We start from the raw sequence: 26,531 nt of genomic DNA on the forward strand, positions 1-26,531 counted from the left end.
AAAGCTTTATCCCAACCCCGATGTCTTTGACGTCACCCGCGTCCACACGACGCCGCTGCTGACTTTCGGTGGGGGACCCCATCGCTGTCTTGGCGGTGCACTTGCAACTCTCGAAATCGAGGAAATGCTCCTGGCACTCTCCCAGGGCTACCCCGAGGCCCGAATCGCAGGAGACGTCGAGATCGGAAACAACGGAGAGGTCCAATTCGTGACTTCACTTCCCGTCATCGCCGGGCAACGCGCCGCGGCAAAAGTATCAGCCTGAAAGGAAAGACCATGAAATTTGAAGTCGACTATGACAAGTGCATCGGGATCGGCATGTGCGAAGCCGTCGCCTCGGGAATCTTCGCAGTGAAGGACGACGGCACTTTGGACGTACTCGTCGATGTCGTACCTGAAGACGAACGCGCAGTGCTTGAAGAAGCGATCGCGGTATGCCCGACGTCCGCAATTCGCTTGATCGGAGACTAAGTCATGCATCTCGTAGTTGTAGGTGCGTCCCTCGCTGGGCTCAAGACAGTAGAAGCCGCGCATCGCAAAGGCATCGCTAAGCGCATTACACTTGTGGGCGCAGAACCACATGTTCCTTACAACCGTCCACCGCTGTCCAAGGAGTTCCTGGCCTCCGACCAGGGAATTGACTCCCTGGCCTTTCAACCAGAAGCTCACTTTGACTCCCTCGGAGTTGAGCTGAAGCTCGGAAACCCAGCCGAAAAGCTGGATCTCGCGCGAAGGGAAATCACGGTTGGCGGGGAGCAGATCGGCTTCGATGCCCTCGTGATTGCCACAGGGACCAGAACTCGCGCGCTCCCCTCAAGCCTTCCCGGCCACGACCTGGGAAACGTGTTCTATCTCCGCTCTATCGACGACGCGGCGGGTCTTCGCGCTTCGCTCAATAGTGCACAACGGGTTGTCGTAATCGGCGGCGGTTTTATCGGCGCCGAAGTTGCTTGCGCTGCGAAGAAGAAGGGCGCGGCCGTTACGGTGGTAGAGGCCGCCCCGGTGCCGTTGGTTAGAGCCGTAGGCGAGGACATGGGGGCATATTGCGCCGGGCTGCACGGACAGAACGGCGTGGAGTTGCACACCAGCGCAGCGGTGGTTGCCCTGAAGGGAACCGACTCGGTGGAAGCAGTCGTTCTGGCCGATGGGCGGGAGCTGGCCGCGGACGTGGTTGTAGTGGGCATCGGAGCTGTTCCCAACATCGAATGGCTAGCTGACTCCGGACTGGACGTCAGCAATGGTGTCCTCGCTGACGAGTTCCTAAATGTAGGTCATGAAGGTGTCTACGCGGTAGGCGACGTCGTTCGATGGCCGAACCCGCTCTTTCCCGGGACGATGCGGCTAGAGAGCTGGACTTCCGTTGTCGAACAAGCCGAGCGAGCAATTGGTCACCTCGCCGACCCATCGAACCAGCTTGCCTGTGCTGTTGTTCCGTATTTTTGGTCGGACCAATACGGGGCACGCATTCAGTGCCTGGGAGTGCCCACCGCCGAGCCGCCAGTTGTGGCACACGGGTCTCAAGACACAGGCCGGTTCCTGGCACTGTATCGGCGCGGTGACACTTTCTCGGGTGTCTTCGCCTTTAACAGTCCCCATCTGATCATGAAGTTCAGGCCGCTTATTCAGCGCGGCGCGAGCTGGGAAGAGGCTCTTTCCTTCTGCGCCTCCCTGCCCGACAGTGCCCCGGTGGTGGCCGTATGAGCCTCCGGCTCCTAAAGGGAATCCGCGTAGTCTCCATAGAACAGTTCATAAGCGCGCCCTACTGTACTTCGATGCTGGCGGACAGCGGGGCGGAAGTCATCAAGATCGAACGCCCGGGCTCGGGGGATCCCCGCCGGTCCTACGACCCCAAACTTGGACCTGAAGACGACTACCTGAGTGGAGGATTCGTCTCATACAACAGGGGAAAGAAGTCTGTGGAATTGGATCTTTCAGATCCAAATGACGGTGAGACGTTTGAACAGCTTCTCCGAGACGCGGATGTGTTCGTTCATAACCTCCGGCCAGGCAGTCTCGCCAAGCTTGGATGGGGTGCCGACGAACTGCGGAAACGCTTCCCTCACATGGTTGTCTGTGAAATATCAGGTTTTGGCGTCACTGGCGGCCCATATGCGAAGTGGCCGGCGCTCGACTCCGTCATTCAGGGAATGAGCGGTCTAAGCAGTCTCTTAGGCACCTCACCTGCGGCACCCCCCGGGCTTGCCCCCATGGGGACAATGGACATCCTCGCCGGCGTCTATGCGGCCGTTGGAATTCTGGCTGCTCTCGTCCAGCTGGAACGGACTGGCCAAGGATCCCACGTCGATGCTGCGATGTATGACATCGGAGCGGCTTTCCTTGAACGCCCCCTGACGCTGCACGAATTTACCGGGGAGCTCCCCGCGCGCGGACAGGACAATTACAGCCCCGTAGCTACCTTCCAGACCGGGGACAGTGCATGGATCTCGATTGTGATCCCAACCGACGACATGTGGGCTCGGACTTGTCGAGCGATTGAAAGACCGGATCTGACCAACCACCTTGAACTGGATACTAGCGTAAAGAGGGCTGCCAGAATGAGGGACACTGTCGTTCCGGCCCTCGAACTTTGGGCACGGGGTCTATCAGCCGATGAATGTCTGTCTGCCCTCCGCGCGGCGGGCCAACCCGCAGGTCTGGTGCAGTCGATCGCGCAGGTTCGAGCCTGTCCACAATTGGCTCACCGCGAGCTTTTCGTGGACGTTGAGGACCCGCGGGCCGTCCACGACGATGGGCGACACATAGCGCTGCCTCGGTTGCCGTTGTTGTTTGACGGTCGACGCGCAGAACCTGGGGCAGTACCCCGCCTTGGAGCGCACAACGAAACAACCCGCCAACCAGAATCGATAGTAGGACACCCGTGATTACAGCTGAACGAAACCTTTACGTTGGTGGGGATTGGACCCCGTCCTCCGATGGCCTTTGGCTGCACGTCGAGGATCCCGCTACCGCTACGCCATTTGATGCTGTAGCTGACGCGACGCCCAAAGACGGAATTCGAGCAGCGGAAGCAGCACATGCGGCGTTTGATTCATGGTCCGCCACCACCCCCAGAGAGCGGGCAGAGGTCCTCCGACGCGCCTTCGAGCTCCTGACGGAACGGAAAACCGAACTTGCCCACCTGATCGTCAGGGAGAATGGCAAGAGCCTTCAGGATGCGTTGGCCGAGGTGACGTACGCGGCCGAGTTCTTCCGCTGGTACGGCGAAGAAGCCGTCCGCAATTATGGCAACTTTCTTCAGGCGCCCAACAACCCGGATCGTAAGATCCTCACATTGGAGCAACCCGCAGGTGTTGCCCTGTTGATTACCCCATGGAACTTGCCGGCGGCGATGATTACGCGCAAGGTTGCGCCCGCACTGGCGGCTGGCTGCACCGTTGTCGTCAAGCCATCGTTCCAAACACCGCTAACAGCGCTGGCGATCGCGGCCATTCTTCAGGAAGCCGGTGTACCGGATGGAGTCGTCAACGTCGTCCCAACCACACGGGATAAGGAATTGGTAGCAGCAGTTCTGGAATCCGGAATCGTCCGTGTCCTTTCTTTCACTGGTTCCACCGAAGTTGGACGCGCACTGCTGCAGCAGGCCGGTGACCGCGTCATTAATTCCTCCATGGAACTTGGCGGAAACGCACCCTTCATCGTCTGCCAGGACGCAGATCTGGAAGCCGCAGTCGCGGACGCTCTCACGGCCAAAATGAGGCACAACGCCGAAGCATGTATTGCCGCGAACCGTATTTATGCGCACAACTCCATCCGCTCAGAGTTCGCCGAGCGCCTCGCCAGCGCCCTCGACTCACTCGTAGTGGGCGCAGGAAGCGACCCAGCGACTCAAGTGGGGCCGCTGATCAGCAGGGGATTCCGAGATCGGGTCCAGTCAGTCGTAGACAAAGCTGTCGCCTCCGGAGCCCGCATCTCTACCGGTAGCCGTCCACTGCCCGACGATGGTTACTACTTCTCGCCTGTAGTCCTTGACGGTGTCCATGCAAATGCCGACATTGTGCAAACGGAACTCTTCGCTCCTGTAGCACCAGTGATTGGCTTTGACGACGACGACCAGGTTATCGCTTACGCCAACTCCTCGGAAATGGGTTTGGGATCTTACGTCCAAAGCAGGGACCTGGGACGTGCTCTCCGCATTGCCGAGAAGCTGGAGGCGGGAATGGTGGGCATCAATACCGGACTGATCTCGGACCCAGCAGCCCCCTTCGGCGGAGTGAAGCAAAGCGGTATTGGCCGCGAGGGCGGTCAGCATGGGATGCACGAATTTACAGAGACGAAGTTCATCTCCGTGAGTTGGTCATAGGTGGCACGCACAGTTTCCAGCGGTTCGTTCGTGCCTTTCGCTGACGACCTCACCTTGGGTCGGAGCCTACCTCTCGCACCGGAAATCACCATCGACGAAGGCATAGCTGCTCAGTATCACGCAATTTCGGGAGACAGGATGCGCCTGCCCTTGTCGACCCCGCTGACTACAGCCGTTACGGGAGAACACCGGCGGTTGGTGAATCCCGGGTTGGTAATGCAGATAGCCATCGGACAATCAACCGTTGCAACCCGACGCGTCATAGCCAACCTCTTTTACCGGGGCGTCAAGATCCATCAGCCCGTTTACGTTGGGGACACGCTTTCAACCACTGTCACACCGATAGCGGCACGTTTAGCGAGCTCGGGGGAGCGCGCAAAAGTGTTGCTCCGCATGCTGACAACCTTAGGCGACGGGTCGACAGTCATCGACTTTGAGCGGGTGGCACTCATACCTGTTAAGGACAGGCAATCCTTCCACGAGGCCGGCGAAATCGGGATCGCGGACCGCGAAACACCCCTCCATGACTTCGTTCCGTTCGTGCCGGCCTCATGGACGGTGGAGGCGTATCCGTCGGTGACTCCTACCATCCGAGAAAACGTCATAGATGAGCTGCGTGAGCCGTTGACTGACTCGTTGGCTTTGGTCCGACTGACCGGAAACCACGCCGCCGCCCATAGGGACATTGATGCCGGCGTAGCCGGTCGGAGACTGGTCTACGGCGGCCATGTTGTGGCTCTGGCGCAAGCGGCGCTGACGCGACAAACTGATCCTTTGACGGTGATCGGCTGGCGCAGTTGCGACCATCTGGCGCCAACGTTCGAAGACGAATTGCTCCAGGTTTCGATCGGGCTGGAGGACACTCTTGGACTGTCCGCCGGCGCCGTTCAAGGCTATCGAGTTCGCGCATCGGTGAAAGGGTCCGATGGTTCCAGTCGGGATGTGCTGGACTGGCGCCCTGTCGTATTCACCGCTCCTGCCAGCTAGGCTCGGGCGGTAGCTCCCGAAGCCCCATTTAGTTGAGATGGTCTGATGCTGCACCCGCTCCAGCGGGTAAAAAGCTGGCCGTTGCAGATCGGTGACTGATTCATACAGGAAATAGAACGGCGGGATGAGTCCAGCGTCAAACGCTGCCTCATCCCGCCGTTCCGGTTAACTCCCGGGTTGCCGCATACGCATGCGAGCAAGCACCGCGGCACTGAGTAGGGTCCTATGACTTCAGCGGCCGAACAGTGACACTACCCGAAAGAACCGTTGAGAAGGGCAGGCTTGGTATCCGGAGAACCTAGAAACGCCAAGCCCATTTTCCGCCACCAAACGGCTACATCACCAGAACAGGCTTGATGACACTTCCGTCCCGGCTCGCTCGTTCGGCTTGGTCAATCTCCGAGAAGGGAAATGTCTGGATCAACCTATCGAACGGGAAGTCGCCGGACCGCCACATCTGCAGCATTTGTGGGATGAAAACAGCCGGCTGAGCTCCGCCTTCGCAGATACCTATCAAACTTCGCCCCTCCATGACCAGGTCCATTGGACCAATGACAGGATCTGCCGTCCGCCAGCTGACGACGCCGCAACGACCAAGGGGGCGAAGGACGCCAACGGCCGCCCGGATCGCCTCAGAAGCGCCCGTTGTGTCCAAGGTGCAGTCGAGGGCGCCGGCGGTGTCCTTGATCTCCTCCACCACGTCAGGTCCGGGGTTTACGGCGTGAGTGGCCCCGAGAGAGAGCGCTAGTTCCCGCCTGTATTTGTTGGGTTCAACGACAACAATCTTGCTGGCACCGGAAGCCTTCGCCGCCAGGACGCCGGCCAAACCCACGGCACCGCCTCCAAAAACGCCGATGCTTCCCCCAGGTCCAGGCTGGAGAACATTGAGGACAGCACCCGCACCGGTCTGGATACCACATCCCAGTGGGCCAAGCAGCTCCAGCGGAAGATCGCGATCGACACTGACGGCATTGCGTGCCTTTGCTACGGCATATGTAGAAAAGGAGGACTGACCGAACCACCGATGATGGATGGTCGCGCCAGCCTCATCGTGCGCCGTCCCGGCGCCATCGACAACGTGTCCTCGTGTATTCAGATCGATAAAACTTGTGCAGTAGGACGAAGCACCGCTTTGGCAGCTTCGACACGCTCCGCAGGAATCAAAACTAAGAACTACGTGGTCCCCGCGCTGCAGTCCGCGGACACTGGATCCCACATCCTCAACGACGCCGGAGCCTTCATGCCCCAACACGACAGGCAATGGGGCGATTCCGTTCCGAACGAGCAGATCGGTATGGCACATGCCAGCGCCGACAACGCGAACCAATACGTCGTCAGGGGCGAGCGGAGGAAGCCAGACTGGCTCCAGGGAGAATCGGCCCTCGACTGTCCGGAGCACGGCGGCTTCGGAGCGGACTTTAGGCGGGGTCTGTGACAGTAGTGGATTCAACATGCTCACGGGGTATCTCCTCAACGTTAAATTTACCTCAATATAGCGGAAGTGCTGGCAAATAGGGAGATGTACGAGTAATTTCGCTATAACCAACGGATTGTTGCTCTCCCAGAGCTGTCCGTACCCGCCAACATCCAGAAACACGGAAAAGGAGACTTCCATGCGCGACCTAAGCGCACTGCCCAAGGGGCATCTGCATGTTCATTTAGACGCGGCTGCACGCCCTGAAACGATCATTGAACTGGCGCGAGACCAAGGTGTCGCTCCTCCCAGGCTGTCCGGATTTACGAACTTTGATGAATTCATCAAGTCTTTCTTCGCTCTGTTGGAGGTCACATCATCGCCAGCTGCTTTGCGCCGAGTCATCGACGAGTCTGTGGCCGATGCAAAACGAGACGGCGTGCGCTACTTGGAACTAGGCATCAACCCTGCCTTCCGTGCGGAGGTTTTCGGGTCGGTAGAGGCTGCTTTGGAAACTATTCTGGACCAGGGCATGCTTTCCGCCGAGAAGCATGGAGTCAGCTTGGGGTTCAACCTCACGATTGATCGAATGGCGGGCTATGACCAGAGCATTGCTACAGCCCGTCTAGCTGCTCATTACGCCGACCGAGGCATCACGACCATTGGCTTGGCCAATGAGGAACGCGGGTTCCCTGTTACAGACTTCCGAGACGCATTCCGGATCGCCAGGGACGCAGGGCTGGGCATCGCCCCTCACGCCGGGGAGCTTGTAGGCCCGGAGTCTGTTCGGTCCTCCCTGGAGGTTGGGTCCACGCGCATTCAGCACGGTGTCCGCGCAGTCGAGGACCCTCGGCTGATCGAGAAACTGGCAGACGAGGCGGTCTGCCTTGATGTCTGTCCGACCTCAAATGTGGTGCTGGGTGTTTACGAATCCATTGAGAACCACCCGTTGCCGCAACTGCTGGAAGCGGGTGTCCGATGCTCGATAAATGCCGACGACCCTACGCTGTTCGCCAACAGTGTGACTTCGGAATACGAGCTGGGCCGTTCGACCCTGGGCCTCAGCGATCACCTGCTGGCCGCCTGTGCTTGGGCGTCAATTGACTGCTCAGCTGCACCGGAGGACGTGAAGGCGGCGGCGAAGAGGGATATTGACGGATGGCTCACCAATGATCTTTAGCCGCGGAGGGCCTTGCGGGGTGCAGCCCTTTCGCGCACCCCGCCGGCTTGACAGCAGCTCCAAAGGAGGGTTGGGGGAGATCCTCTATTGACCATCAACCATTTATAGTGTTTCCTATCGTATGTAAGGTGAATCACAAGCGGAACCGCAGTCTTGATTTCGGTTCAAGTTCTCTCACAGTCCACACCCGCGCAGTGATTCAAGAGGCGTCCCTCCTGTGGCCGCCTTCTTGAACCATCGCGGCAAGTTGTTTACAGGAACGAGTTACAGTGTCCCAAAACGTCATCGGAGAGACCGAGTCCCTCTCGTTCTTCCCCATGGATCGCGGATGTCCGTTCGCCCCGCCGCCCGAGCTGGTGAAGATTGCCAAAACCACGCCAACCCCGGAAGTTCGGCTGTGGAACGACACCACCATCCACTTGTTAACGAAGTGGGCCGACATTCGGGCCGCCTACTCCGACAGCCGGTTTAGCGCCAACGATAAATCGCCGGGCTATCCGCGTATCACTCCGTCCAATGCGAACACCATGGATCCCCAAGTTTTCCTGCGCCTGGACCCCCCGCAGCAACTGCAACAGCGCAGGATGGTGACCAAGTACTTTACCGCCAATGCGGTGCAGAAGTGGCGTCCCCACATTGAGGACATCACGGCGAAACTCATTGCCGAGATGCGCGCAGACGGCAATTCAGCAGACCTCGTCGCAGACTTCGCCGCCAAGCTTCCCGCGTACCTGATCTGTGACATCCTGGGCGTGCCGCGATCGGAACGACCACGATTCCAAGGGCACGCCGAAGTGCTTTTCGGAAACTCAGCGACGCCAGAGGAGGCCTACGCCTCCATCCGCATGATGGAAAATTTCCTGCGAGGGCTTCTCCGCGAACGGCAGGCTGAACCTCGTGACGACCTGATCAGCCAGTTAGTGCAGGAGCAGCTGGACACAGGAAATATTGATGAGCGCCACTTGGGCGGAATACTCGACCTGCTCCTTAACGCCGGCCACGACACGACCGCCAGCATGATCGCAATGAGCATGGGTCTCCTCCTCCAAGACGCCGATGCCGCCGACCGCCTGCGAAACGATGAGACCGTCCTAGCAACCGGGGTCGAAGAGTTGATCAGGATGTTGGGACCCGTCGAGTTGACCCAGACAAGGGTCGCCGTCGACGACGTCGAGGTCGGCGGACAACAGTTCCATGCAGGAGATGGAATCCTGCCGGTCATCTCTATGGCAAATCGTGATCCCGAGGTGTTCGAAAACCCCGATACGCTCCAACTCGACAGAAAAGACAATCCGCACCTGTCTTTCGGCTACGGAACCCACCAATGCCTGGGGCAGAACCTGGCCCGGCTGGAACTCCAGATCATCCTTCCTACTCTGCTTCGGGAGTTCCCGACCATGCGCCTTGCGATTCGCCCAGAGGATATTGTCCCCAATAACGGGTACACCATTTTTGGTATCAAGTCTCTGCCGGTTGTGTGGTGAACCAGATGCCCCTTCTGAATGACTCACTCAGCGTTTTGCCACCGGCTCTGACAATTAATGGAGCGGAGGTCTCCGCGCTCGAGAACTTCGACATTGTCAACCCGGCTACGGGCGCGGTCTTCGCGAAAGCTCCCAGCGCCTCGCCTGACCAGGTCAACGCCGCGATGCAGGCGGCCGCGAAGGCACAGTTGGAATGGGCGGACGACGAGACCGCCAGACGACGTGCTCTCCACTCGGTCGCCGACGTCCTCGTGGCAAATGTCGACGTGCTGAGCCGGACGCTCACGGCCGAGATGGGACGTCCGCTCGCTGGTTCCAGGTCCGAAATCGAAATGTCCGCGCAGTGGGCACGGTATTACGCCGAATTAGATACTACGCCCGAAGTCATCCAGGACGATTCCACGGCCAAGGCAGTCGTAAGGCATCGACCTCTTGGCGTTGTAGCGGCAATTACCCCGTGGAATTTTCCCATCTCCCTTGCGATGTGGAAGTTGGCACCAGCGCTGCTGGCCGGTAACGCTGTTGTTCTCAAACCGTCTCCCTATACGCCGCTGACGACCCTGCAGGTCGGTCAGCTTCTCCAAAAGGTGTTGCCTGCCGGTGTCCTCAGCGTCTTGACGGGTCCGGACCCTCTCGGAGCCCTTCTGACTGCTCACGAGATTCCTTCAAAGGTCGCATTCACAGGTTCTGTGGCGACGGGAAAGAAGGTTGCGGCCGCGGCCGCCGCGGACCTCAAGCGGGTCACTTTGGAACTCGGGGGTAACGACGCGGCAATTATTCTGGACGATGTCGACCTTGTCGATGCAGTCCCAAGGATCTTCTGGGATTCGTTCTACAACACCGGTCAAATCTGCTGCGCCATCAAGCGCGTTTATGCTCCGGCATCCCGCTATGGGGAAATCGTCGAGGCTTTGGCCGAATTCGCCCGATCGGTGCACGTGGGTGACGGCTTCGACGAGGGGGTGGAGCTCGGCCCGCTGAACAATGCACCCCAGTTGACCAAGGTTCAGAACTTTGTTGGTGACGCCTTGCGCCGTGGAGCAGCAATTGCCTCGGGCGGGAACAGGCTGGACCTTCCTGGCTATTTCTACGAGCCGACTATTCTCTCCAACGCACGTGATGGCATGCCGGTTGTTGATGAGGAGCAGTTCGGACCGGTGCTGCCGATCGTCTCCTATGACCGCGTTGAGGAAGCCTTAGCCGCCGCCAACGCAAGTCGGCTCGGACTAAACGGCTCGGTCTGGACGGCCGATCTGGACAGAGGCGCGGAGATCGCAGCGAGGCTTTCTGTCGGCACGGCTCTCGTCAATGCAGGGTCTGCACCCGAACCGCACTTGCCCTTCGGCGGAGTCGGTTGGAGTGGTCTCGGGCGGGAAAACGGTCGGTGGGGTTATGAGTCCTTCACCGAAGCCCAGACGCTGTATGTAAAAAGAGGAGGCAGGCAGGCATAGGTATCCCGTAGGCGGATAGGGGGTCTGCCTGACCTTTTTTGACACGAGACCCCGGCGCATTGGCTAGTCATACCTCGCCGGATCTAGGCGTCGCTCAAGAGAATATCCAGTACTCGAACAGGCTTGCTGCCTCTCGTGGCGATAGCGCACAGCCATTAGCCGCCGAGAGCCAACCCGGCCAGCCTTGCACGATCCAAAGAATCGCATCAGCCCCGGATACCCCTGGTATCCCGTATCTCCCACCCGTCCGAGAAAGGACAAAGGACATGGCAACAAAGAATGCAGGCATCGCCATCTTGGCGCTGCTGGGCTCCCTCGCGCTGGCCGGCTGCAGCAACAGTGCAGATGCTACAGCGCAGTCCACGGCAGGATCCAAAGCACCCGAAAAGCTGAAAGTCGCGGTACTCCTCGCAGGAGCAACGAGCGGATTCGGGCAAGCCGTTCACGACGGCTTCATGAACACAGCGAAGGACCTGAACGTAGAGGCCACGGCCTTTGACGCTGGCTTTGATCCCAACAAGCAGTTCAGCCAGCTGCAGACCGCAATCGCTTCCGGTCAGTACAACGCCATAGCCGTTCATCCGATTGCCCCGGAGCAGATGTGTAAGACCCTGCAAGCCCAGGCGGCGAAGGGCATCGCGGTGATTGCGATGGATCAGCCAGTGTGCTCCGACCCGTTGACGCCATTTGAGAAATCGGCACCAGAAGGGATCACAGCATTCGTCGGCGGTGACACGTCCGTTGACCAACTGGGGGAGTGGGCCAAGAAAGTTGTAGCGGACAACGCCGGCGGGAAGGTTCTTGTGCTCAACGGACCCGAAGGTTCAGCGATCACCAAAATCCTTGACACGGCCACACAACAGGCCGTAAGCGATTCCTCGGCTGGGAAGGACGTCAAGATCATCAACGCCTTTACCGACTTCTCCCAGGCAATGGCGCAGAGCCAGACCGCGAGCCTCCTGGTGTCCAACCCTGACATCAGCGTGATTGGCGTCAGCGGAGCAGAAATGGCGCGAGGTGCCCTCGCGGCGGTGAAGAGTACCAATGCGAAGAACGTCAAGGTATACGTCTACGCAGGTGACCAAGCCAGCATCGAGATGATGACCGAGGGGGAAGCAAGCGTGGTGCGTGCGGCGCGCCCGTTCACCGCCGGCATGGAAGCGGCCAAACTGTTTGCTGATCTTCAAGAGGGCAAATCCGTACCCCAACTCGTGTACACCCCCACGTCCGAACCCAACCGGCCTCCTGCCACACTTCTGACGCCGGAAAACCTCGGTAGCTACAAGGCGGAGTACTAGGCCGTGGAAACGCTCCATGCAGAGCAGCAGGCGGTGGGTCGTAGCGGCCCACCCCCAGCTGTCACCATTCGCGGCGTGCACAAAAGATATGGCGAGTTTGAAGCCCTCAAGAACATCAATCTTGAGATAGCCCCAGGGACAGTTCATGCTTTCCTCGGCGCCAACGGTGCCGGCAAATCCACTCTCCTTGGAATGATCGCCGGAAAGTCCGGCGTTAGCGAAGGAACCATCCACGCTCTGGGTACCGACGTGAGCCATGCAAGCCCCCGGCACGCCCGGGACGCTGGCATTGTGGCCATCTACCAAGAGCTGACGATCGTTCCTCGTCTCAATGCTGCCGATAATGTGTACCTTGGGAAGGAAAAGCACTCCCTCGGCCGACTTGATCGACGTGCAATGCGTCGATCGTTCGAACAATTGACCGAAGACCTTAAGGTCTCGATCCCCGCAATGACACTGGCCAGCAATCTCAGCGCCGGCGATCAACAGTGCATCGAAATCATGCGGGCCGTTGCCAGCCAGGCACAACTGGTTCTTTTGGATGAACCCACATCGTCTCTCGCAGGACCGGAACGTCAGGCACTGTTTGAGTTGATGCGACGCCTGCGATCTGACGGCGTCACGATGATTTTGGTCAGCCACGACCTCGACGAGGTACTCGACATCGCTGACCGCGCCAGCGTCTTCCGTGATGGCCAACTAATCGAAACCAAGGACACTGCGGACTGGACCAAGGATGATCTGGTCCGCGCCATGCTCGGGAAAGACATCGCTTCGGTCGCCCGAAGAGGCCCCGTCGCCTGCACCGACGCCAATGAAGAAGCTGGATTCGCGGTCCGGGGTCTCCAGGTTTCTCCCGCTCACGAGCCTTTCTCCTTTTCCGCACGCCCCGGCGAGATCGTGGGAATAGCGGGCCTAATGGGATCAGGGCGATCCAGCATCCTTCGGGCGCTGGGGGGATCCTGCGCTGCAACTGCCGGACAAATTCAGATTGGCGGAAGACTCATCCGTGCTCCGCGGACTCCAAAGGACGCCTTGGACCAAGGCATCGTCTTTGTTTCGGAAGACCGACGCGCTGACGGGTTTGTGCCGGCGCTTTCGGCAGCAGAAAACTTCTTCGTGGGCAACTCCTCGCCCGTATCTAGGCTGGGAGTCTTCAGCAAGGCTTCACTGCGGAAACGAGCAGCGGAGCTCGCCGATGTGGTCAAGCTGGCTGAGCACAGGCTCGCCCGTCGCGTTGACGAGCTCTCCGGCGGCAACCAACAAAAGGTGGTCCTGGGGCGGGCCATTGAACGGCGGCCCCAAGTGCTGCTGGTTGATGAACCAACCCGGGGCATCGACATTGGGGCCAAAGCTGAACTTTTGGCGGTACTACGGGACCTTGCCGTCCGCGGAGTTGCCGTGGTCATCGTGTCCTCCGAGATTGATGAGTTGCTCGAACACTCGGATCGCGTCCTCGTCGTCGCGCATCACCGCTTGGTGTCAGATATAGACAATCAGAACCGTCACCTCACTGAGGCCGATGTTCTGGAATTAGCTTTTGGAGTTGAGATCTCGTAATGCAACAGCAAATTGACACAAGGCCGGAAACGGTCGGCGCCGGGCGTACGCCCGTTGCCGGCCGGACTGGCCAGCAACGGGTTTCTTTCTCGTTCCGTGCTGCGTTCAGGGACTACGGCATGCTCTGGCTGCTGGGGCTTACCCTGGCGGTTACGGCCGTCGTGTACCCCAACTTCTTCACGCCAATCAACCTGCAAAATGTGTTGGTACAGAATACGCCGCTCGGGATCGTTGCAGTCGCAGTCACCTTGTTGCTGATCGCCGGCGGACTCGACTTCTCACCGGCGGGCACCTTCGCCCTCAGTGCGGTGGTTTTCGCTCTGATGGCAGACCGGGTTCCCCTGGGGCTCGCTTTGATTATTGCCCTCGTGACGGGGCTGCTGTGCGGACTCTTGACTGCACTGGCCGTGGAACTGCTCAGGGTCACAGACTTCATCGCCACCTTGGGCACCGGCTCGATCCTGGGCGGCTTGGCCTTCTTGATCAGCGGATCCAGCCCTGTTATCCCGGAGAATCTGGAATTCAGCCGAATCTCCACCACACTGATTCTCGGAATCCCCCTGCCGATCATTGTTCTGGCACTGGTCCTGGCTGTCGGGTGGTTCCTCTTGGAAGGAACGGTGTTTGGCCGCTGGCTCTACGTCGTCGGAGGAAACCGCGAAGCTGGGCGACTCGCAGGAGTGAATGTCCGTGTGGTCAAGGCTTCAGCCTTCGTCATCGTTGCAGTGGCTGCTGCACTGGCAAGTGTTTTGGCCTCGAGCCGGCTCGGAGTCGCTCAAGGAGGACTGGGCGGAAACCTGGCGCTGGACGCCTTCACCGTTGTCATCATCGGCGGCACTTCAATGTTTGGGGGTGAAGGGCGCATGTGGCGCACCGTGGTCGGCTTCGCCATCATCGCTTCCATCAACAACGTCTTCGACGCTCTTGCAGTCGACTCAAGCTGGCAGTCAGTCGCCAAGGGTGCCATCCTCGTTTGCGCCGTCGCACTCGACGGGTTGGCCCATCGGCGCCGATAGATAGCAATCCGAGACTTGGATCCTGCATCAGGTAGCGATCCAGACAGAAGTGACCGGCAAATGGAAGTGTTGGTCACTGGCAATGCGGTCGCCCGGAAGTTCGGCACTCAGCAACCGAAGTGCTCCCAGCAGTCGAGCGCTGGGGTGATAACGGTGGTGAGAATGGGCGAGGGTTGGAGCTCTCCGTTCTTTGGGGTGTCTTTACTTTCCGGGCGACCGTTATGAAGCTTACTTTTATAGCCCTCACGGGCACTGAGGAGAACACAAGTGACAGGCTCGTACATCAGGGTCAATGGTGAAAGCCGCAGTTGTGAGCGGGTTGGGCCACACACTCGGTTACTCGACTGGCTCAGGTCAGAGGGTTTAACAGGCGCGAAGGAAGGATGCGCTGAAGGGGAGTGCGGCGCCTGCGCCGTAATGGTCGCCCGCCCGGATGGCCCCGACCGTACCCGTTGGACGGCTGTCAACGCCTGTCTGCCGCCGGCTCTTGCTTTTGACGGCCAGGAAGTCGTGACCGCCGAAGGGCTGGGCGCGGCCAAGGGCCCAATCGCTGGCAGTAGCCTGCACCCCGTCCAACAAGAGATGGCTGCTCGTGGCGGGTCGCAGTGCGGGTACTGCACGCCTGGTTTCATCTGCTCCATGGCCGCAGAGTTCTACCGGCCTGGACGCACGGCAGTTCCGGACACGGACAGTGGTGTGCTTCAGGACAATGAGGAAACTCATCCGGGACATGAGTGCGGGCCTAACGGTTTTGACCTACATGCACTCAGCGGTAATCTATGCCGGTGCACGGGTTACCGTCCAATTCGTGACGCTGCCTATGCGCTGGAGCAACCGGACGAGAGCGATCCCTTGCACCGACGACAAAACCACCCGGCTCCACGTTTTCTGCCTACGAACGTCTCCGACGGAACAGCCCGTTTCATCAGGCCATCGACGTTGGACGAACTTCTTGCACTCCTTTCGCAGAACCCCGATGCCAGCCTCAGCGCAGGGTCCACCGACATCGGCGTAGAGGTAAATCTCCGACATTCCAGGAGTGCTTGGACCGTCGCAATCGACCGGCTGGAACCTCTTCGAGTGCTGCATATCGGCGCCGACTGCCTGGAAATCGGGTCGGCATTGACGCTTACTGAGATTGAACACGGCCTGGACGGACAGGTACCGCTTCTAGCGCAGTTGTTCCCACAGTTTGCCTCGCGCCTCATCAGGAACGCCGCAACCTTGGGAGGAAATCTTGGAACCGGGTCACCAATTGGAGACTCAGCCCCAGCCCTGCTGGCATTGAATGCATCAGTGGTCCTCGCATCACTGAATGGTGAGCGGCAGGTGCCCCTGGCCGATTACTTCACCGGCTATAGGCAAAGCGTGCGCCGACCGGGGGAGTTGCTCCGATCCGTGCGGATTCCACTGCCATTGGCAGAACATGCGGCTTTCTACAAGATCGCCAAACGTCGATTCGACGACATCTCCAGCGTCTCGGTGGCCATCGCCATGCGGATGGAAGAGGGACGGATCTCTTCGATCCGCGTCGGCATCGGAGGCGTGGCGGCCACGCCGCTCCGGGCCACCAAAACGGAAGCAGCTCTGCACGGTAAACCTTGGAACCTTGAAGTCATCCAAGCAGCCGCAGGGATTCTTGCTGGCGAGGGCACTCCCATAGATGACTTGCGAGCCACGGCGGCCTACCGTTCGGCCATGCTCGGCAACAGTCTGCTCCGATTCTTTTCCCAAACGAATGCCACACTTGCGGGGGTAACTCGATGACATCGCTAGCCACACGTCCGACAAATCCCGTCGTCGGGCTGCCGCTTTCCCACGAGAGCGCAGACCTGCATTCCACGGGAGCAGCGCTCTACACGGACGACCTGGTGGTCCGTCACCAGAACGTCCTCCACGCGTGGCCTGTCCAGGCACCATACGCCCACGCTCGAGTAACTTCCCTTCGAACCGGACCTGCACTGAATGTACCCGGGGTTGTTCGTGTGTTGACCGCAGACGATGTCCCAGGTGTGAACGATGCCGGCGTCAAGCACGACGAACCGCTGTTTCCCTCGGAAGTTATGTACTATGGGCATGCCATCTGCTGGGTGTTGGGTGAAACGCTTGAAGCTGCCCGTCTGGGATCGGATGCGATTGAGGTCGAATACGAACCGCTGGCCTCCATTCTGACGCTTCAGGAAGCCATCACACACGGTAGCTATCAGGGACACAAGCCAGTGGTTTCACGGGGCGACGCAGCCGCAGGACTCGAGAAGGCTGATCATGTGTTCTCCGGCGAATTCGAATTCGGCGGACAAGAACATTTCTATCTGGAGACCCACTGCTCGTTCGTCCATGTCGATGAAGGCGGACAAGTCTTCGTCCAGTGCAGCACGCAACACCCCTCTGAAACACAGGAAATCGTCGCCCACGTCCTTGGGCTGAACAGCCATGAGGTCACTGTCCAGTGTCTGAGGATGGGCGGCGGGTTCGGCGGCAAGGAGATGCAGCCACATGGGCTAGCGGCAATTGCGGCCTTGGGTGCAGTGTTGACTGGCCGTCCCGTACGTTTGAGGCTGAACCGTACCCAGGACATCACCATGTCTGGGAAACGCCATCCTTTCCATGCCCGCTGGGAAGCGGGATTTGATTCTGACGGCCGTATATTGGCCCTTGACGCAACCCTCACTAGCGACGGCGGTTGGAGTCTGGACCTTTCCGAACCTGTTTTGGCGCGGGCACTATGCCACGTCGATAACAGCTACTTCATACCAGACATTCACGTTCAGGGCCGGATTGCGAAAACAAACAAGACCTCCCAGACTGCATTTCGTGGGTTCGGAGGCCCTCAGGGCATGCTCGTTATCGAAGACCTGCTCGGCAGGTGCGCGCCACTTCTCGGTTTGGATCCGGCTGAACTTAGGCGCCGCAACTTCTATACTCCCGGACAAATTACTCCGTACGGGCAGCCCGTAAGGCATGCCGAACGGCTCGCGCAGATCTGGGAAACCCTCAACGAGCGGGCTGATATCTTCCGCCGGCAAGAAGAAATCGCAGCTTACAACGCAACCCATGCCCACACCCGGCGAGCCCTCGCCATAACACCCGTGAAGTTCGGTATCTCCTTCAACTTCACAGCCTTCAACCAAGCAGGAGCCCTAGTCCACGTCTATAAGGACGGGTCGGTGCTCATCAATCATGGCGGGACTGAGATGGGCCAGGGGCTCCACACCAAAATGCGGCAAGTAGCCGCCACTGCCTTGGGAGTCCCGCTCGATTTTGTCCGGCTGGCGCCAACCAGAACTGACAAAGTACCCAATACATCCGCCACTGCAGCGAGCTCGGGTAGTGACCTAAACGGCGGTGCGGTAAAAGATGCATGCGAGCAAATCAGCGAACGGCTCGCTCAAGTTGCTGCCCGGAAGATGAACATCCACCCGGACGATGTCCGCTTCGTCGACGGTAAAGTCACAGGAATAGGATTCCATGATCAGGAAATCAACTTCACAGATCTGGTTAGCGATGCATACTTCCAGCGAATCCAATTGTGGGCGGCAGGATTCTTCCGAACAGAGGGCCTGCACTGGGACAGCACGCGGATGCAGGGAGAACCCTTCAAATACTTCGCGTACGGGGCATGCGCTGCCGAAGTCGAAGTCGATGCATTTACCGGAGCATACCGGCAGCTACGCACAGACATTGTCCAAGACGTCGGTGACAGTCTGTCACCACTTATCGACGTTGGACAGATCGAAGGGGGATTTGTTCAAGGCGCTGGTTGGCTAACACTGGAACAGCTGCTGTGGGACGAAAGTGACGGCCCGCACCGCGGCCGGCTGGCAACCCAATCCGCCAGCACTTACAAGCTGCCCAGCTTCTCGGAAATGCCCGAAGAATTTAACGTCCATCTCTTTGAGAAAGCGACGGAAGACGGTGTCGTATACGGCTCTAAGGCGGTCGGTGAGCCTCCCTTCATGTTGGCATTCAGCTTGAGGGAAGCTCTGCGGCAAGCCATCGCGACCTACGGTCGGGGCACTGCGGCCGTAGAGCTCAGCAGCCCGGCCACCCCGGAGGCTGTTTTCTGGGCAATCCAGGCTGCGAAGGATTCTTCATCCACGAGTACCACGGTCACCACACAAACATTGGCAGGGGCACCCGCCCCTGCCCACTGACATGGACTGGCTTCAGGCACTCGCGAAGCTGCGCTCTGAGGGCATCGCGAGTGTCCTCGCAACCGTTATGGACGTCAAAGGACACGCACCCAGAGAGGCCGGGGCAAAGATGGTCGTCACAGCGTATGAAACGTGGGGGACGATCGGCGGGGGTAACTTAGAAGCCAGCGTCATCGACCGCGCCCGAGAATTGCTCAGCAACGGTGCAGACTCGCCGGAGAACCTTACTTTCCGCCTCAACGAGCACGCCCCAAATGAACACGGCAGCCAGTGCTGCGGAGGTACAGCAAGCGTATTCATCGAACCGATGCGCTCCCGTGCAACGGTGGCCATTTTCGGCATTGGCCACGTTGGTCTGGAACTTGCGAGAATTCTCTCTCGGCTTCCGGTACACCTGCTCCTCGTGGACAGCAGGCAATCACAGCTAAGTCCCGAGAGGCTCGATGCCGTGACCCGCGGGACGGCTGATGTTCACCCGGAGCACTCAGCTGTTCCTGACTCCCTTATCGCCAAGCTCCCACCGGGAGCCCACGTCTTGATAATGACCCATGACCATGCGGAAGATTTTCTGCTGTGTGACGCGGCCATCCGCAGGGAGGATCTTGGTTCCCTCGGCCTCATTGGCTCCTCCGCAAAATGGTCGAGGTTCCAGCAGAAACTCCGGGCCGAAGGGCACCTGGACACGGCCATCGCTCAGATCCAGTGCCCCATCGGCATTCCCGGTATCCCGGGGAAGAGCCCGGCGGTCATCGCCATCAGCGCCGCGGCCGCCCTGCTTCGAGCATTCTCGAACGCTCAGTCCCATGCCGGATAAATGATTTCCACTTATAGGCTTCACAACAAACCAGGGAGACGAAATGCGATGGATACTCCAACACCGCAGTCACGGTAGGTTAGACCGACCAGTTCGGCCGCCAGTGTGCTCCAGGGCTCTTCGTCGGATCCCTCATACGTGGTTGGCCGGTGCCAGACGGGCCACCGGTCCCCGTCAAATGACACCACCTCCGGATGCCGAGCGTTTGGTTGCCTCGCCGTGGGTTGGGTTGTATCCCACCAGTGACTACTGCTGACGCTGCCCACGCCGTCAGAACATATCCATGGAACCCAAAAGCTCAATTCAAAAGGGAAAGAAACCCGAAAATGGCACTACATAATCACGCGACGTGGAATTGCTTGGTGGGGGCCTACGTCGAGATGCGGAGAAAGGGCGAGGTTTTCAGGGCTGGGACTGTGGAAGACGTCATGCACGACTCGTCGGCGCTCTGGCTTGCGGCCGAAGGGGCTCATTCCCGGGCCATCTTTGAAGCGGCAGATGGATTCGAAGTCTGGATAGATTCTCGGCAACTGGCGCACAGGGGTTGTGGAGAGTTCAACCCCATTCTGCTTTATCCGATGCCCTGAGCCGTCGGGTCCGTCCGACCCGAAGCTTAAACCTCCAAGCCACGGTTCTTTAGTCGCTGTGGAGAGAGTCTTTCCTCATGACCCAACGACGGGGCGCATTGTGCGCGCATCTGCATTGATTGTGACCAGCATGGCCTCGGCAAGGAAGAAGTAAACCAAGGCTCAGGTCCCTGTCACGACCGGATCCTCCGTTCCTTCAATGGAGAGAGGCCCGGTGCTCCACCCATCGCCAAACCTGCAGACCGGGATTGACAGTTCCTGACAGATTCCCATGGATATGCAAACAGGGGCGACTGCTGGGTGACCAATTCTGGAACGTCGCTGTGTATTTTGGCGTGCCCTCCTAGCAAACTGATCCCGAGCCTTAACATAGTTTGGGTATGGTCCCTGATTGACTCGCAACTGAGGCTCACCGGCGAATCTTATTGCCAGGGCTGGTGGAGAGGATCGACGGTTCGTTCACCAATTGGAGGCGTACACCGTTCAGATTTTCGGGAGGAACGCGGAATCAGCGTCGGATATACCCACGGCGAGGCCGGTCAGCAGGTTCTCGGCGTGGTGATTTCGAACCTAGTTGCGCTCGATTCGGGCTGGGCGCCCGACAGCTCCGGCCTTCAAATCGGGCACATCCGGTTCCGGATGCTGACCGTCAAAAGCGGCCTGTCGACTCCATGCAGCCAGGCATGGGAGTTCTCCCCGGGCGCACTCTGCCTTTGATGATTGGCGCGCCCGGCGAGAAGGTTTAGCTGGCGTTCTTCTATCCCTTGTGGTTTACAGGCAATGCAGCTTCCCTGGCTTGGCGAATGCGTTCGGCATACCATCTGAAGCTTTGCTTCGGCGTGCGTTTCTGGGTGCTGTAGTCCACATATACGAGTCCGAACCGCTTTGAAAAGCCTTCCGCCCATTCGAAGTTGTCCAGTAGCGACCACGCCATGTAACCGCGGACTTCTACCCCTTCATCGATGGCTTCGGCCACAACATCCAGATGCCTGCTGATGTAATCGATTCGTTCTCCGTCATTGATAACTCCGTTGGGAGCGATGTAGTCGTGAAAGGCGCCACCGTTCTCTGTTATGTAGACCGGAAGCTTGTAGCGGTCGCGGAATAGCTTTAGTACGGGAAGCAATCCATCCGGCACGATCGGCCATCCGAACGCTGTGGTCGCGTATTCGCTCGGTATTTCTTGTCGGACGCCGAGTCCGGGCGGCACGCCGGGACCGCCGGGCCCGTTCTGGTCTGCTACGACGTATAGCGGCGCGTAGTAGTTCAGGCCGTAGTAGTCGAGCTGGGCCGCGGCGTCGTGCAAGTCACCGTCTTGGATGAAGGGCTTACCTCCGATTCCGTTATGCCACTCGATTAGTTCTGCGGGGTACTCCCCGTGGACGAGAACATCCATACAAGATCGGTTGATGACGAGGTCGAGGTGCCCAACGGCTTTCTCATTCTCGGCGCCAGGTGCGAAGGGCTGAAAGGGCCAATAGGAACCGACGATGCCGAATTCTCCGTCTGGCTGGGAAGCGCGCATAAGAGTTATGGCCCGCCCGTGAGCGACCATCTGGTTGTGGATTGCTGGTAGCACTAGGAGCTGATCATTGAGGGCAGGCGGGAAGTAACTGGTCCCGACACCGAACCATGCCGTCAGGCCCACTTCATTCATCGTCGACCAGAGGCTAACTCGGTCCTGAAGCCGCGCGTGAACGACCCGAACGTAACGGACATATGCATCGATGGTGTCGCGATTGAGCCATCCTCCGCGTTCGGCCAGCGGAAGTGGCAGTTCCATGTGGTTCAAGGTGACCATCGGGGTGATGCCACGCGACTTCAGTGCGTCGATAAGCCGGCTGTAATAGGCAAGGCCCGCCTCATTTACGTCCCCAATCCCGTCTGGGATCACGCGAGTCCATGAGATCGAGAGTCTATAGGTATCAACGTTTAGTTCACTAAGAAGATCGAAGTCTTCAGCGAAACGATGGTAGTGATCGACGGCGATGTCAGCTGTATCCCCGCGGTGTATCGTACCTGGCTGGCTTGCGAAGCTATCCCAGTCTGTTGGGCCGCGACCGTCTTCGGCGGTTGCCCCTTCTATCTGGTAGGCCGACGTGGCGGTTCCCCAGCGGAACGTGGAGGGAAATGTCATAGCAGGTATCTTCCTGTTAACGATGAATGTCGATTGGGGTCGGGGACTGCTAGCGTTTACGAATTTTTGCAATGAGCGGAATGCCAGCAAGCGTAATTACCGCTCCGGTGACGAACAGAGCGACGTAGTTATCGCCAGTTCCCCCAATTCCAAGTAACAATGGGGCGGCCAGAGGCACAAGCGAGCTAGGCAGCGTGAGCGTCAGGTTGACCAGTCCGAGGTCTCGCGCATTCGACGTCGAGTCGACGAGAGTAGTCCGAGCAACCGCTATGTACATGCCAGCCAGAAACCCGTAGCCAAGACCTGCGATCGAGACACCAGCGAACAACACGGGGAGGTTAGGGGCCAGTGCAACGACGACTGCGGCGCCGGCGAGCGCCACGCCACCGAGACCGAAGATTACCCGCCGGCCTCCGAACCGGTCGGACAAGGCGCCAGACACGAAACTCACCACAATTGAAATCACGTTCATCACCAGGACGAGGTAGAAGACTACGGTGGGGACTTGGTCCTCGGTTACGTCTGAGTTCGCAGCGGCAAGGAAGAAGAGGTAAGTCTGCACGACAGCCAAGCCGACGCAGATCAGGAATAGAGAGAGCAGGAACCAGCTGAACGATGGCTGCTTGCGTGGACTGACTACGAATGTCCGGGAAAACTCCTTGAACCCAAAATGACCTCGCTCGGAGCGGTCCAGTACCCGGTCTCTAAGAACGAATAGGAAGACCGTGATCGTAATCACCGCGATCCCGGCCGGCAGCACGAAAATCATAAACGTGTTGTCCGGGACCAACTGGGTTATGAACGACCCGGCTAGAATGGCGGCGACAGGCATGGTTCCCACGATGCCTGACAGCAGGCCGGTCTGTTCTTCAGGGATCTGGTCTGCGACCACCGCTACCAAAGCTGCAAGAGCCGCATTGACCAGCGTTTGCATAAGTGCCCAGCCCAAGAACAACATGGGGACAGTGGGGGCTAAAGCCAACAGCACGGCCGCAAAGGCCCCTCCCGCAGTGCCAAGGACAATCCACGGGCGTCGCATGCCGAAACGTGACGTTGTATTGTCGCTGAGGCGACCGAACAACGGGTTCGCTACGAGAGCAAACAGTGCACCCGCTCCGGCAACGAACGAGTAGCTGTTGGCTGCGTTGTCCGGATCAATCTGACTTATCCTCAATGCCAGACTCACCACAGCGGGAGTCATGATGAGGATTGAGATGCCGAACAATGCTAGGGCGTAGGCAGCGATGAAGCCCAGCCCCACCGTGGGCAAGGGTGAGCGCGGCGGGGAATTCTCCGCAACCCGGGCTGCGACTTCTTCTGGGTTAGAGCGCTCCCCAGCGACTGCGTTCGGCAGCTGTGACATCTCTTCATGCGTCATTGCAATACTTTCGTGAAGGAAATCGGAATCGGTTCCGGAATCGGTTCCGTTTAGTATGAGAGTATAAATACTTAGTTGTCAAGCAAAGGGTTTTCATGGACGAACTCCACCGCAAGGTTTCCTTGGCCGATGTAGCGAGGGCGGCCGGCGTCGCCAAAGCCACTGCCTCAAGAGCGCTGTCGGACCGCCCCCAAAGGGATATCGGCTCCCGCACCCGGGACCGCGTTCGGTCGGTGGCCGCGGAGTTGGGTTACACGCCGAATCGAGCAGCCCAAGCGCTGAGAACCGGGACTGTCCGAGCCTTGGGTATCGTGGTCCCGGTGGACGCGTGGAGCTGGTGGGCGCCCGTCGTGCAGGGAGCAGCGGCCGAAGCCTCACGTGCAGGAGTTCAACTGTCCATTGACCCCGTGGAGCACACCGCGGAACTGGACGAAATGTTGGACCAGCTCCATGCCCGGGCTGTCGACGGTGCCATCATACTGACCGATCATCGAGTCTCCCATCGAGGGGAAGCTCGCATGCCTGTGCTGCTAATTGACGACATCGAACTCAGCCCGTCCCTGCCGACCATTCGATCGGCGAACTTTGAGGGAGGATATGCCCTGGGCCGGCACCTCGTGGAACAAGGCCGACGCTTCCCGTTAATTATCGTTGCCGACCTTGACGCTCATTACACTCAGGAAAGAGTCAAAGGCTTCCGAGCGGCATTTGCTGAGGCTGGCCTGGCGGTCAAATCTACGCACGTACACGTGGTGGAGGAGGTAATCGACCTCAATCCAGCTCTCCACGCAGGTATTGAGAAAGCCATCGCATCCGTGGAGGGGTCAATCGATTCCATCTTCGCGATCGCGGACTACATGGCCGCCTCCGTCCTTCGTACGTTGCGCCAAAGAGGGTTCACCGTGCCAAAGGACATCGCAGTTGTGGGCTACGACGACGAGCGGGCCGCGCTTCTTCTGGACCCTCCGTTGACGACCTTCCATCAACCGCTGAAAGAGATGGGGGCTGCAGCGGTGCAATCGATGATTCGGCATCTAAACAATGAGGAGATACCGCTGATTCAGATGCTTTCCGGGCACCTTGTCATCCGATCCTCAACCTGAAGCAGTGCGGCGTGGTGGATGTAGTCGGCTCCGCAATGAAGGCCCGGAGCCTCGTGGTGGGGCTCCGGGCCTTTATCGGTTCGATAACTGCAGTCGGCGAAAGTTAGCTACCGATGTGGACGCCATTCTTGCGCTTTGCAGCCAGATAAATAACAACACTGAGGAGACACAGTGCGGCTATATACACGGCAAAGAGCCAGCCAAGATTGAGGGACTGGAGCCAAACCAGGAGGTATGAGGCCGTCCCGCCGAACAGAGCAACACCAATACCGTAGCCGAGCGCGACCCCTGTGCCTCTGCTGTTCTTAGGCATCAGGGAAGTGCTCACGACGTTGTAGAGGGTGGTGTTCAGGACAAGAACAACAGATCCTCCAAGCAGCACGAAAGCGAAACCCGCCAAGCCCGGTTGCACGTAGAGAAGCATGAGAAACACAGATGGAACGGCCAGCAGCCTTGTGGCGATGAACCAACGAGAAAGCTGGCGCCCATCCGCCGCCTTGCCAACAATCCAACTGCCGACCATCATGATCACACCCATGATGGTCGTGATCGCAAACACGGCGGTGGGATCTTCGTTGAAGCTGCTCCGGGCTGCGTTGGGCAGGCCTACGCTCCAGGCGTAGTTGTAGGCCTGCGCCGTTCCGGCGACAAGCATAATGGCCACAACGGAAAGCCAGCGCTTACGGACATCCGCCCACACGGCGCTTGATGATTCCGCCTTTTCCTCAGGACTTAGCGTCTCGGGCAATGCACGGCGAAGGTACAGCACAACGACGCTGAACAATGCGCCGACGATGAAGGGCACCCGCCAGCCCCAGTCGGCCATGATCTGACCCCCCAAAATGAGGCTGGAGAAGTAACTAACCAACGAGGCAAGGAGGATGCCTACGTATACATAGAACCCCATCATCCCTGCGATATATCCTTCGCGTCCTTCGGGGGCTAGTTCTACTGCATGTGAGGTATTCAGGGGCGCCTCAATGCCAGTGGAGATTCCCTGCAGCGCACGGCAAGCCAGGAGGATGATTCCCGCCCAGGGGCCGATCTGTTCGTAGGTTGGACAGACCGCAATAATCAAGGTTGTGCCAGCCATGAGCATGATTGAAAAGAGCATGATGCGGCGGCGGCCGATTCTGTCGGCCAAGGTCCCTAGCAGGACGCCTCCGAGCGGTCGGAATGCAAAACCTACAGCGAAGACGGCTAAGGCATTCAGTGTGGGGGAAAGCGGATCAGTGCTAGGAAAGAAGCTTGGGCCAATGAAGGCGGACAGGAGGCCGAATACCATCCAGTCGTACCACTCCATGGAGTTGCCGACACCGAGTCCCAAGAGGCCTCGTCGGACCTCCGGAGAGAAGCGGGCGGGTTTTGTTTTTTGCTGAGGGTGCGCGACGACGGTGTCGGGCGTTTTGATCTCGGTCATGTTGGTCCTTTGGACAAGGGAAAGAGGCAGTCAGTATTCGACTGACCACTGCGGTGGACGCAGTGGAGTTGCTGATGTCGACATAAATACTTGCTGGCTACTCGTGGCCGATTCTTCGCTTCGACGGGTTGCTGGACTTCGGCCTACAGACGCCTGGTTTTGGAGCAGGCGTCGCGGCCTAAGTCATAGTTACACGACTGACGAAGAAGACGGCGGGCGCAGCCGGG

The 26,531-nt window shown here is 58.9% G+C and carries 21 protein-coding genes and 1 pseudogene; 17 read left to right on the forward strand and 5 right to left on the reverse strand.

Going from position 1 to position 26,531, the window contains the following annotated elements:
- The 6 genes from ACIQH5_RS19280 to ACIQH5_RS19305 all read left to right on the forward strand — a co-directional run.
- On the forward strand, window positions 1-265 hold a 265-nt coding region (locus ACIQH5_RS19280; RefSeq protein ID WP_400406566.1), incomplete at its 5' end, for a cytochrome P450.
- 11 nt (window positions 266-276) lie between these two features.
- Complete coding sequence (locus ACIQH5_RS19285) at window positions 277-471, forward strand: ferredoxin (protein ID WP_400406568.1); 195 nt, start codon at window positions 277-279, stop codon at window positions 469-471.
- Between the two features lie 3 nt (window positions 472-474).
- Window positions 475-1,701 (forward strand): NAD(P)/FAD-dependent oxidoreductase, encoded by a 1,227-nt coding sequence (locus tag ACIQH5_RS19290; protein ID WP_400406570.1) that lies wholly within the window; start codon window positions 475-477, stop codon window positions 1,699-1,701.
- Window positions 1,698-2,882: a CaiB/BaiF CoA transferase family protein gene (locus ACIQH5_RS19295; RefSeq protein WP_400406572.1), complete on the forward strand. Its 1,185-nt coding sequence runs from the start codon at window positions 1,698-1,700 to the stop codon at window positions 2,880-2,882. Before ACIQH5_RS19290 ends, ACIQH5_RS19295 begins: the two co-directional genes overlap by 4 nt.
- Window positions 2,879-4,321 (forward strand): NAD-dependent succinate-semialdehyde dehydrogenase, encoded by a 1,443-nt coding sequence (locus tag ACIQH5_RS19300; RefSeq protein WP_400406574.1) that lies wholly within the window; start codon window positions 2,879-2,881, stop codon window positions 4,319-4,321. The genes ACIQH5_RS19295 and ACIQH5_RS19300 overlap by 4 nt, the downstream gene beginning before the upstream one ends.
- Window positions 4,322-5,308 (forward strand): hypothetical protein, encoded by a 987-nt coding sequence (locus ACIQH5_RS19305; protein ID WP_400406576.1) that lies wholly within the window; start codon window positions 4,322-4,324, stop codon window positions 5,306-5,308. It abuts the gene before it with no gap.
- Window positions 5,309-5,642: 334 nt separating this feature from the next.
- Here ACIQH5_RS19305 and ACIQH5_RS19310 read toward each other — a convergent pair whose 3' ends face one another.
- Window positions 5,643-6,140: a zinc-binding dehydrogenase gene (locus tag ACIQH5_RS19310; RefSeq protein WP_400406711.1), complete on the reverse strand. Its 498-nt coding sequence runs from the start codon at window positions 6,138-6,140 to the stop codon at window positions 5,643-5,645.
- 186 nt (window positions 6,141-6,326) lie between these two features.
- Window positions 6,327-6,923: pseudogene (locus ACIQH5_RS19315) on the reverse strand (alcohol dehydrogenase catalytic domain-containing protein); the annotation flags it as partial.
- On the opposite strand from ACIQH5_RS19315, the gene add reads away from it, so the two are divergent.
- The 10 genes from add to ACIQH5_RS19365 all read left to right on the forward strand — a co-directional run bounded on the left by add (window position 6,922) and on the right by ACIQH5_RS19365 (window position 20,266).
- On the forward strand, window positions 6,922-7,902 hold the full coding sequence (gene add, locus ACIQH5_RS19320) for an adenosine deaminase (protein ID WP_400406578.1): 981 nt from the start codon (window positions 6,922-6,924) through the stop codon (window positions 7,900-7,902). The pseudogene ACIQH5_RS19315 and the gene add sit on opposite strands and share 2 nt — an antisense overlap.
- Before the next feature lie 269 nt (window positions 7,903-8,171).
- Window positions 8,172-9,386 (forward strand): cytochrome P450, encoded by a 1,215-nt coding sequence (locus tag ACIQH5_RS19325; protein WP_400406580.1) that lies wholly within the window; start codon window positions 8,172-8,174, stop codon window positions 9,384-9,386.
- A 5-nt stretch (window positions 9,387-9,391) separates the two neighbouring features.
- Complete coding sequence (locus ACIQH5_RS19330) at window positions 9,392-10,837, forward strand: aldehyde dehydrogenase family protein (protein ID WP_400406582.1); 1,446 nt, start codon at window positions 9,392-9,394, stop codon at window positions 10,835-10,837.
- A 266-nt stretch (window positions 10,838-11,103) separates the two neighbouring features.
- Window positions 11,104-12,135: a sugar ABC transporter substrate-binding protein gene (locus ACIQH5_RS19335; RefSeq protein WP_400406584.1), complete on the forward strand. Its 1,032-nt coding sequence runs from the start codon at window positions 11,104-11,106 to the stop codon at window positions 12,133-12,135.
- Window positions 12,136-12,210: 75 nt separating this feature from the next.
- Window positions 12,211-13,695, forward strand: a complete 1,485-nt coding sequence (locus ACIQH5_RS19340) for a sugar ABC transporter ATP-binding protein (protein WP_400406586.1) — start codon at window positions 12,211-12,213, stop codon at window positions 13,693-13,695.
- The gene (locus ACIQH5_RS19345; RefSeq protein WP_400406588.1) at window positions 13,695-14,711 is read left to right on the forward strand and encodes an ABC transporter permease; all 1,017 of its coding nucleotides are present in this window, start codon (window positions 13,695-13,697) and stop codon (window positions 14,709-14,711) included. The genes ACIQH5_RS19340 and ACIQH5_RS19345 overlap by 1 nt, the downstream gene beginning before the upstream one ends.
- 267 nt (window positions 14,712-14,978) lie before the next feature.
- Window positions 14,979-16,478, forward strand: a complete 1,500-nt coding sequence (locus ACIQH5_RS19350; protein ID WP_400406590.1) for a xanthine dehydrogenase small subunit — start codon at window positions 14,979-14,981, stop codon at window positions 16,476-16,478.
- Window positions 16,475-18,865 carry a xanthine dehydrogenase molybdopterin binding subunit gene (xdhB, locus tag ACIQH5_RS19355; protein ID WP_400406592.1) on the forward strand — a complete coding sequence of 797 codons (2,391 nt, stop codon included), beginning with the start codon at window positions 16,475-16,477 and terminating at the stop codon, window positions 18,863-18,865. Before ACIQH5_RS19350 ends, xdhB begins: the two co-directional genes overlap by 4 nt.
- A 1-nt stretch (window position 18,866) precedes the next feature.
- The gene (gene xdhC, locus ACIQH5_RS19360; RefSeq protein ID WP_400406594.1) at window positions 18,867-19,679 is read left to right on the forward strand and encodes a xanthine dehydrogenase accessory protein XdhC; all 813 of its coding nucleotides are present in this window, start codon (window positions 18,867-18,869) and stop codon (window positions 19,677-19,679) included.
- A 242-nt stretch (window positions 19,680-19,921) separates the two neighbouring features.
- Entirely contained in the window at window positions 19,922-20,266 is a 345-nt protein-coding gene (locus ACIQH5_RS19365) for a hypothetical protein (RefSeq protein WP_400406596.1), read from the forward strand.
- 757 nt (window positions 20,267-21,023) lie between these two features.
- On the opposite strand, the gene ACIQH5_RS19370 is transcribed toward ACIQH5_RS19365, so the two are convergent.
- Both ACIQH5_RS19370 and ACIQH5_RS19375 read right to left on the reverse strand, forming a co-directional pair.
- Entirely contained in the window at window positions 21,024-22,403 is a 1,380-nt protein-coding gene (locus ACIQH5_RS19370; protein WP_400406598.1) for a GH1 family beta-glucosidase, read from the reverse strand.
- A gap of 49 nt (window positions 22,404-22,452) precedes the next feature.
- On the reverse strand, window positions 22,453-23,781 hold the full coding sequence (locus ACIQH5_RS19375) for an MFS transporter (RefSeq protein WP_400406600.1): 1,329 nt from the start codon (window positions 23,779-23,781) through the stop codon (window positions 22,453-22,455).
- Between the two features lie 95 nt (window positions 23,782-23,876).
- Here ACIQH5_RS19375 and ACIQH5_RS19380 point away from each other — a divergent pair, with 95 nt between their 5' ends.
- Complete coding sequence (locus ACIQH5_RS19380; protein WP_400406602.1) at window positions 23,877-24,884, forward strand: LacI family DNA-binding transcriptional regulator; 1,008 nt, start codon at window positions 23,877-23,879, stop codon at window positions 24,882-24,884.
- Between the two features lie 103 nt (window positions 24,885-24,987).
- Here ACIQH5_RS19380 and ACIQH5_RS19385 read toward each other — a convergent pair whose 3' ends face one another.
- Window positions 24,988-26,304 (reverse strand): MFS transporter, encoded by a 1,317-nt coding sequence (locus ACIQH5_RS19385; RefSeq protein WP_400406604.1) that lies wholly within the window; start codon window positions 26,302-26,304, stop codon window positions 24,988-24,990.
- Window positions 26,305-26,531 lie beyond the last annotated feature (227 nt).

Origin of the sequence: Paenarthrobacter sp. NPDC091711 (assembly GCF_044756605.1) — a bacterium.
Lineage (GTDB): Bacteria > Actinomycetota > Actinomycetes > Actinomycetales > Micrococcaceae > Arthrobacter.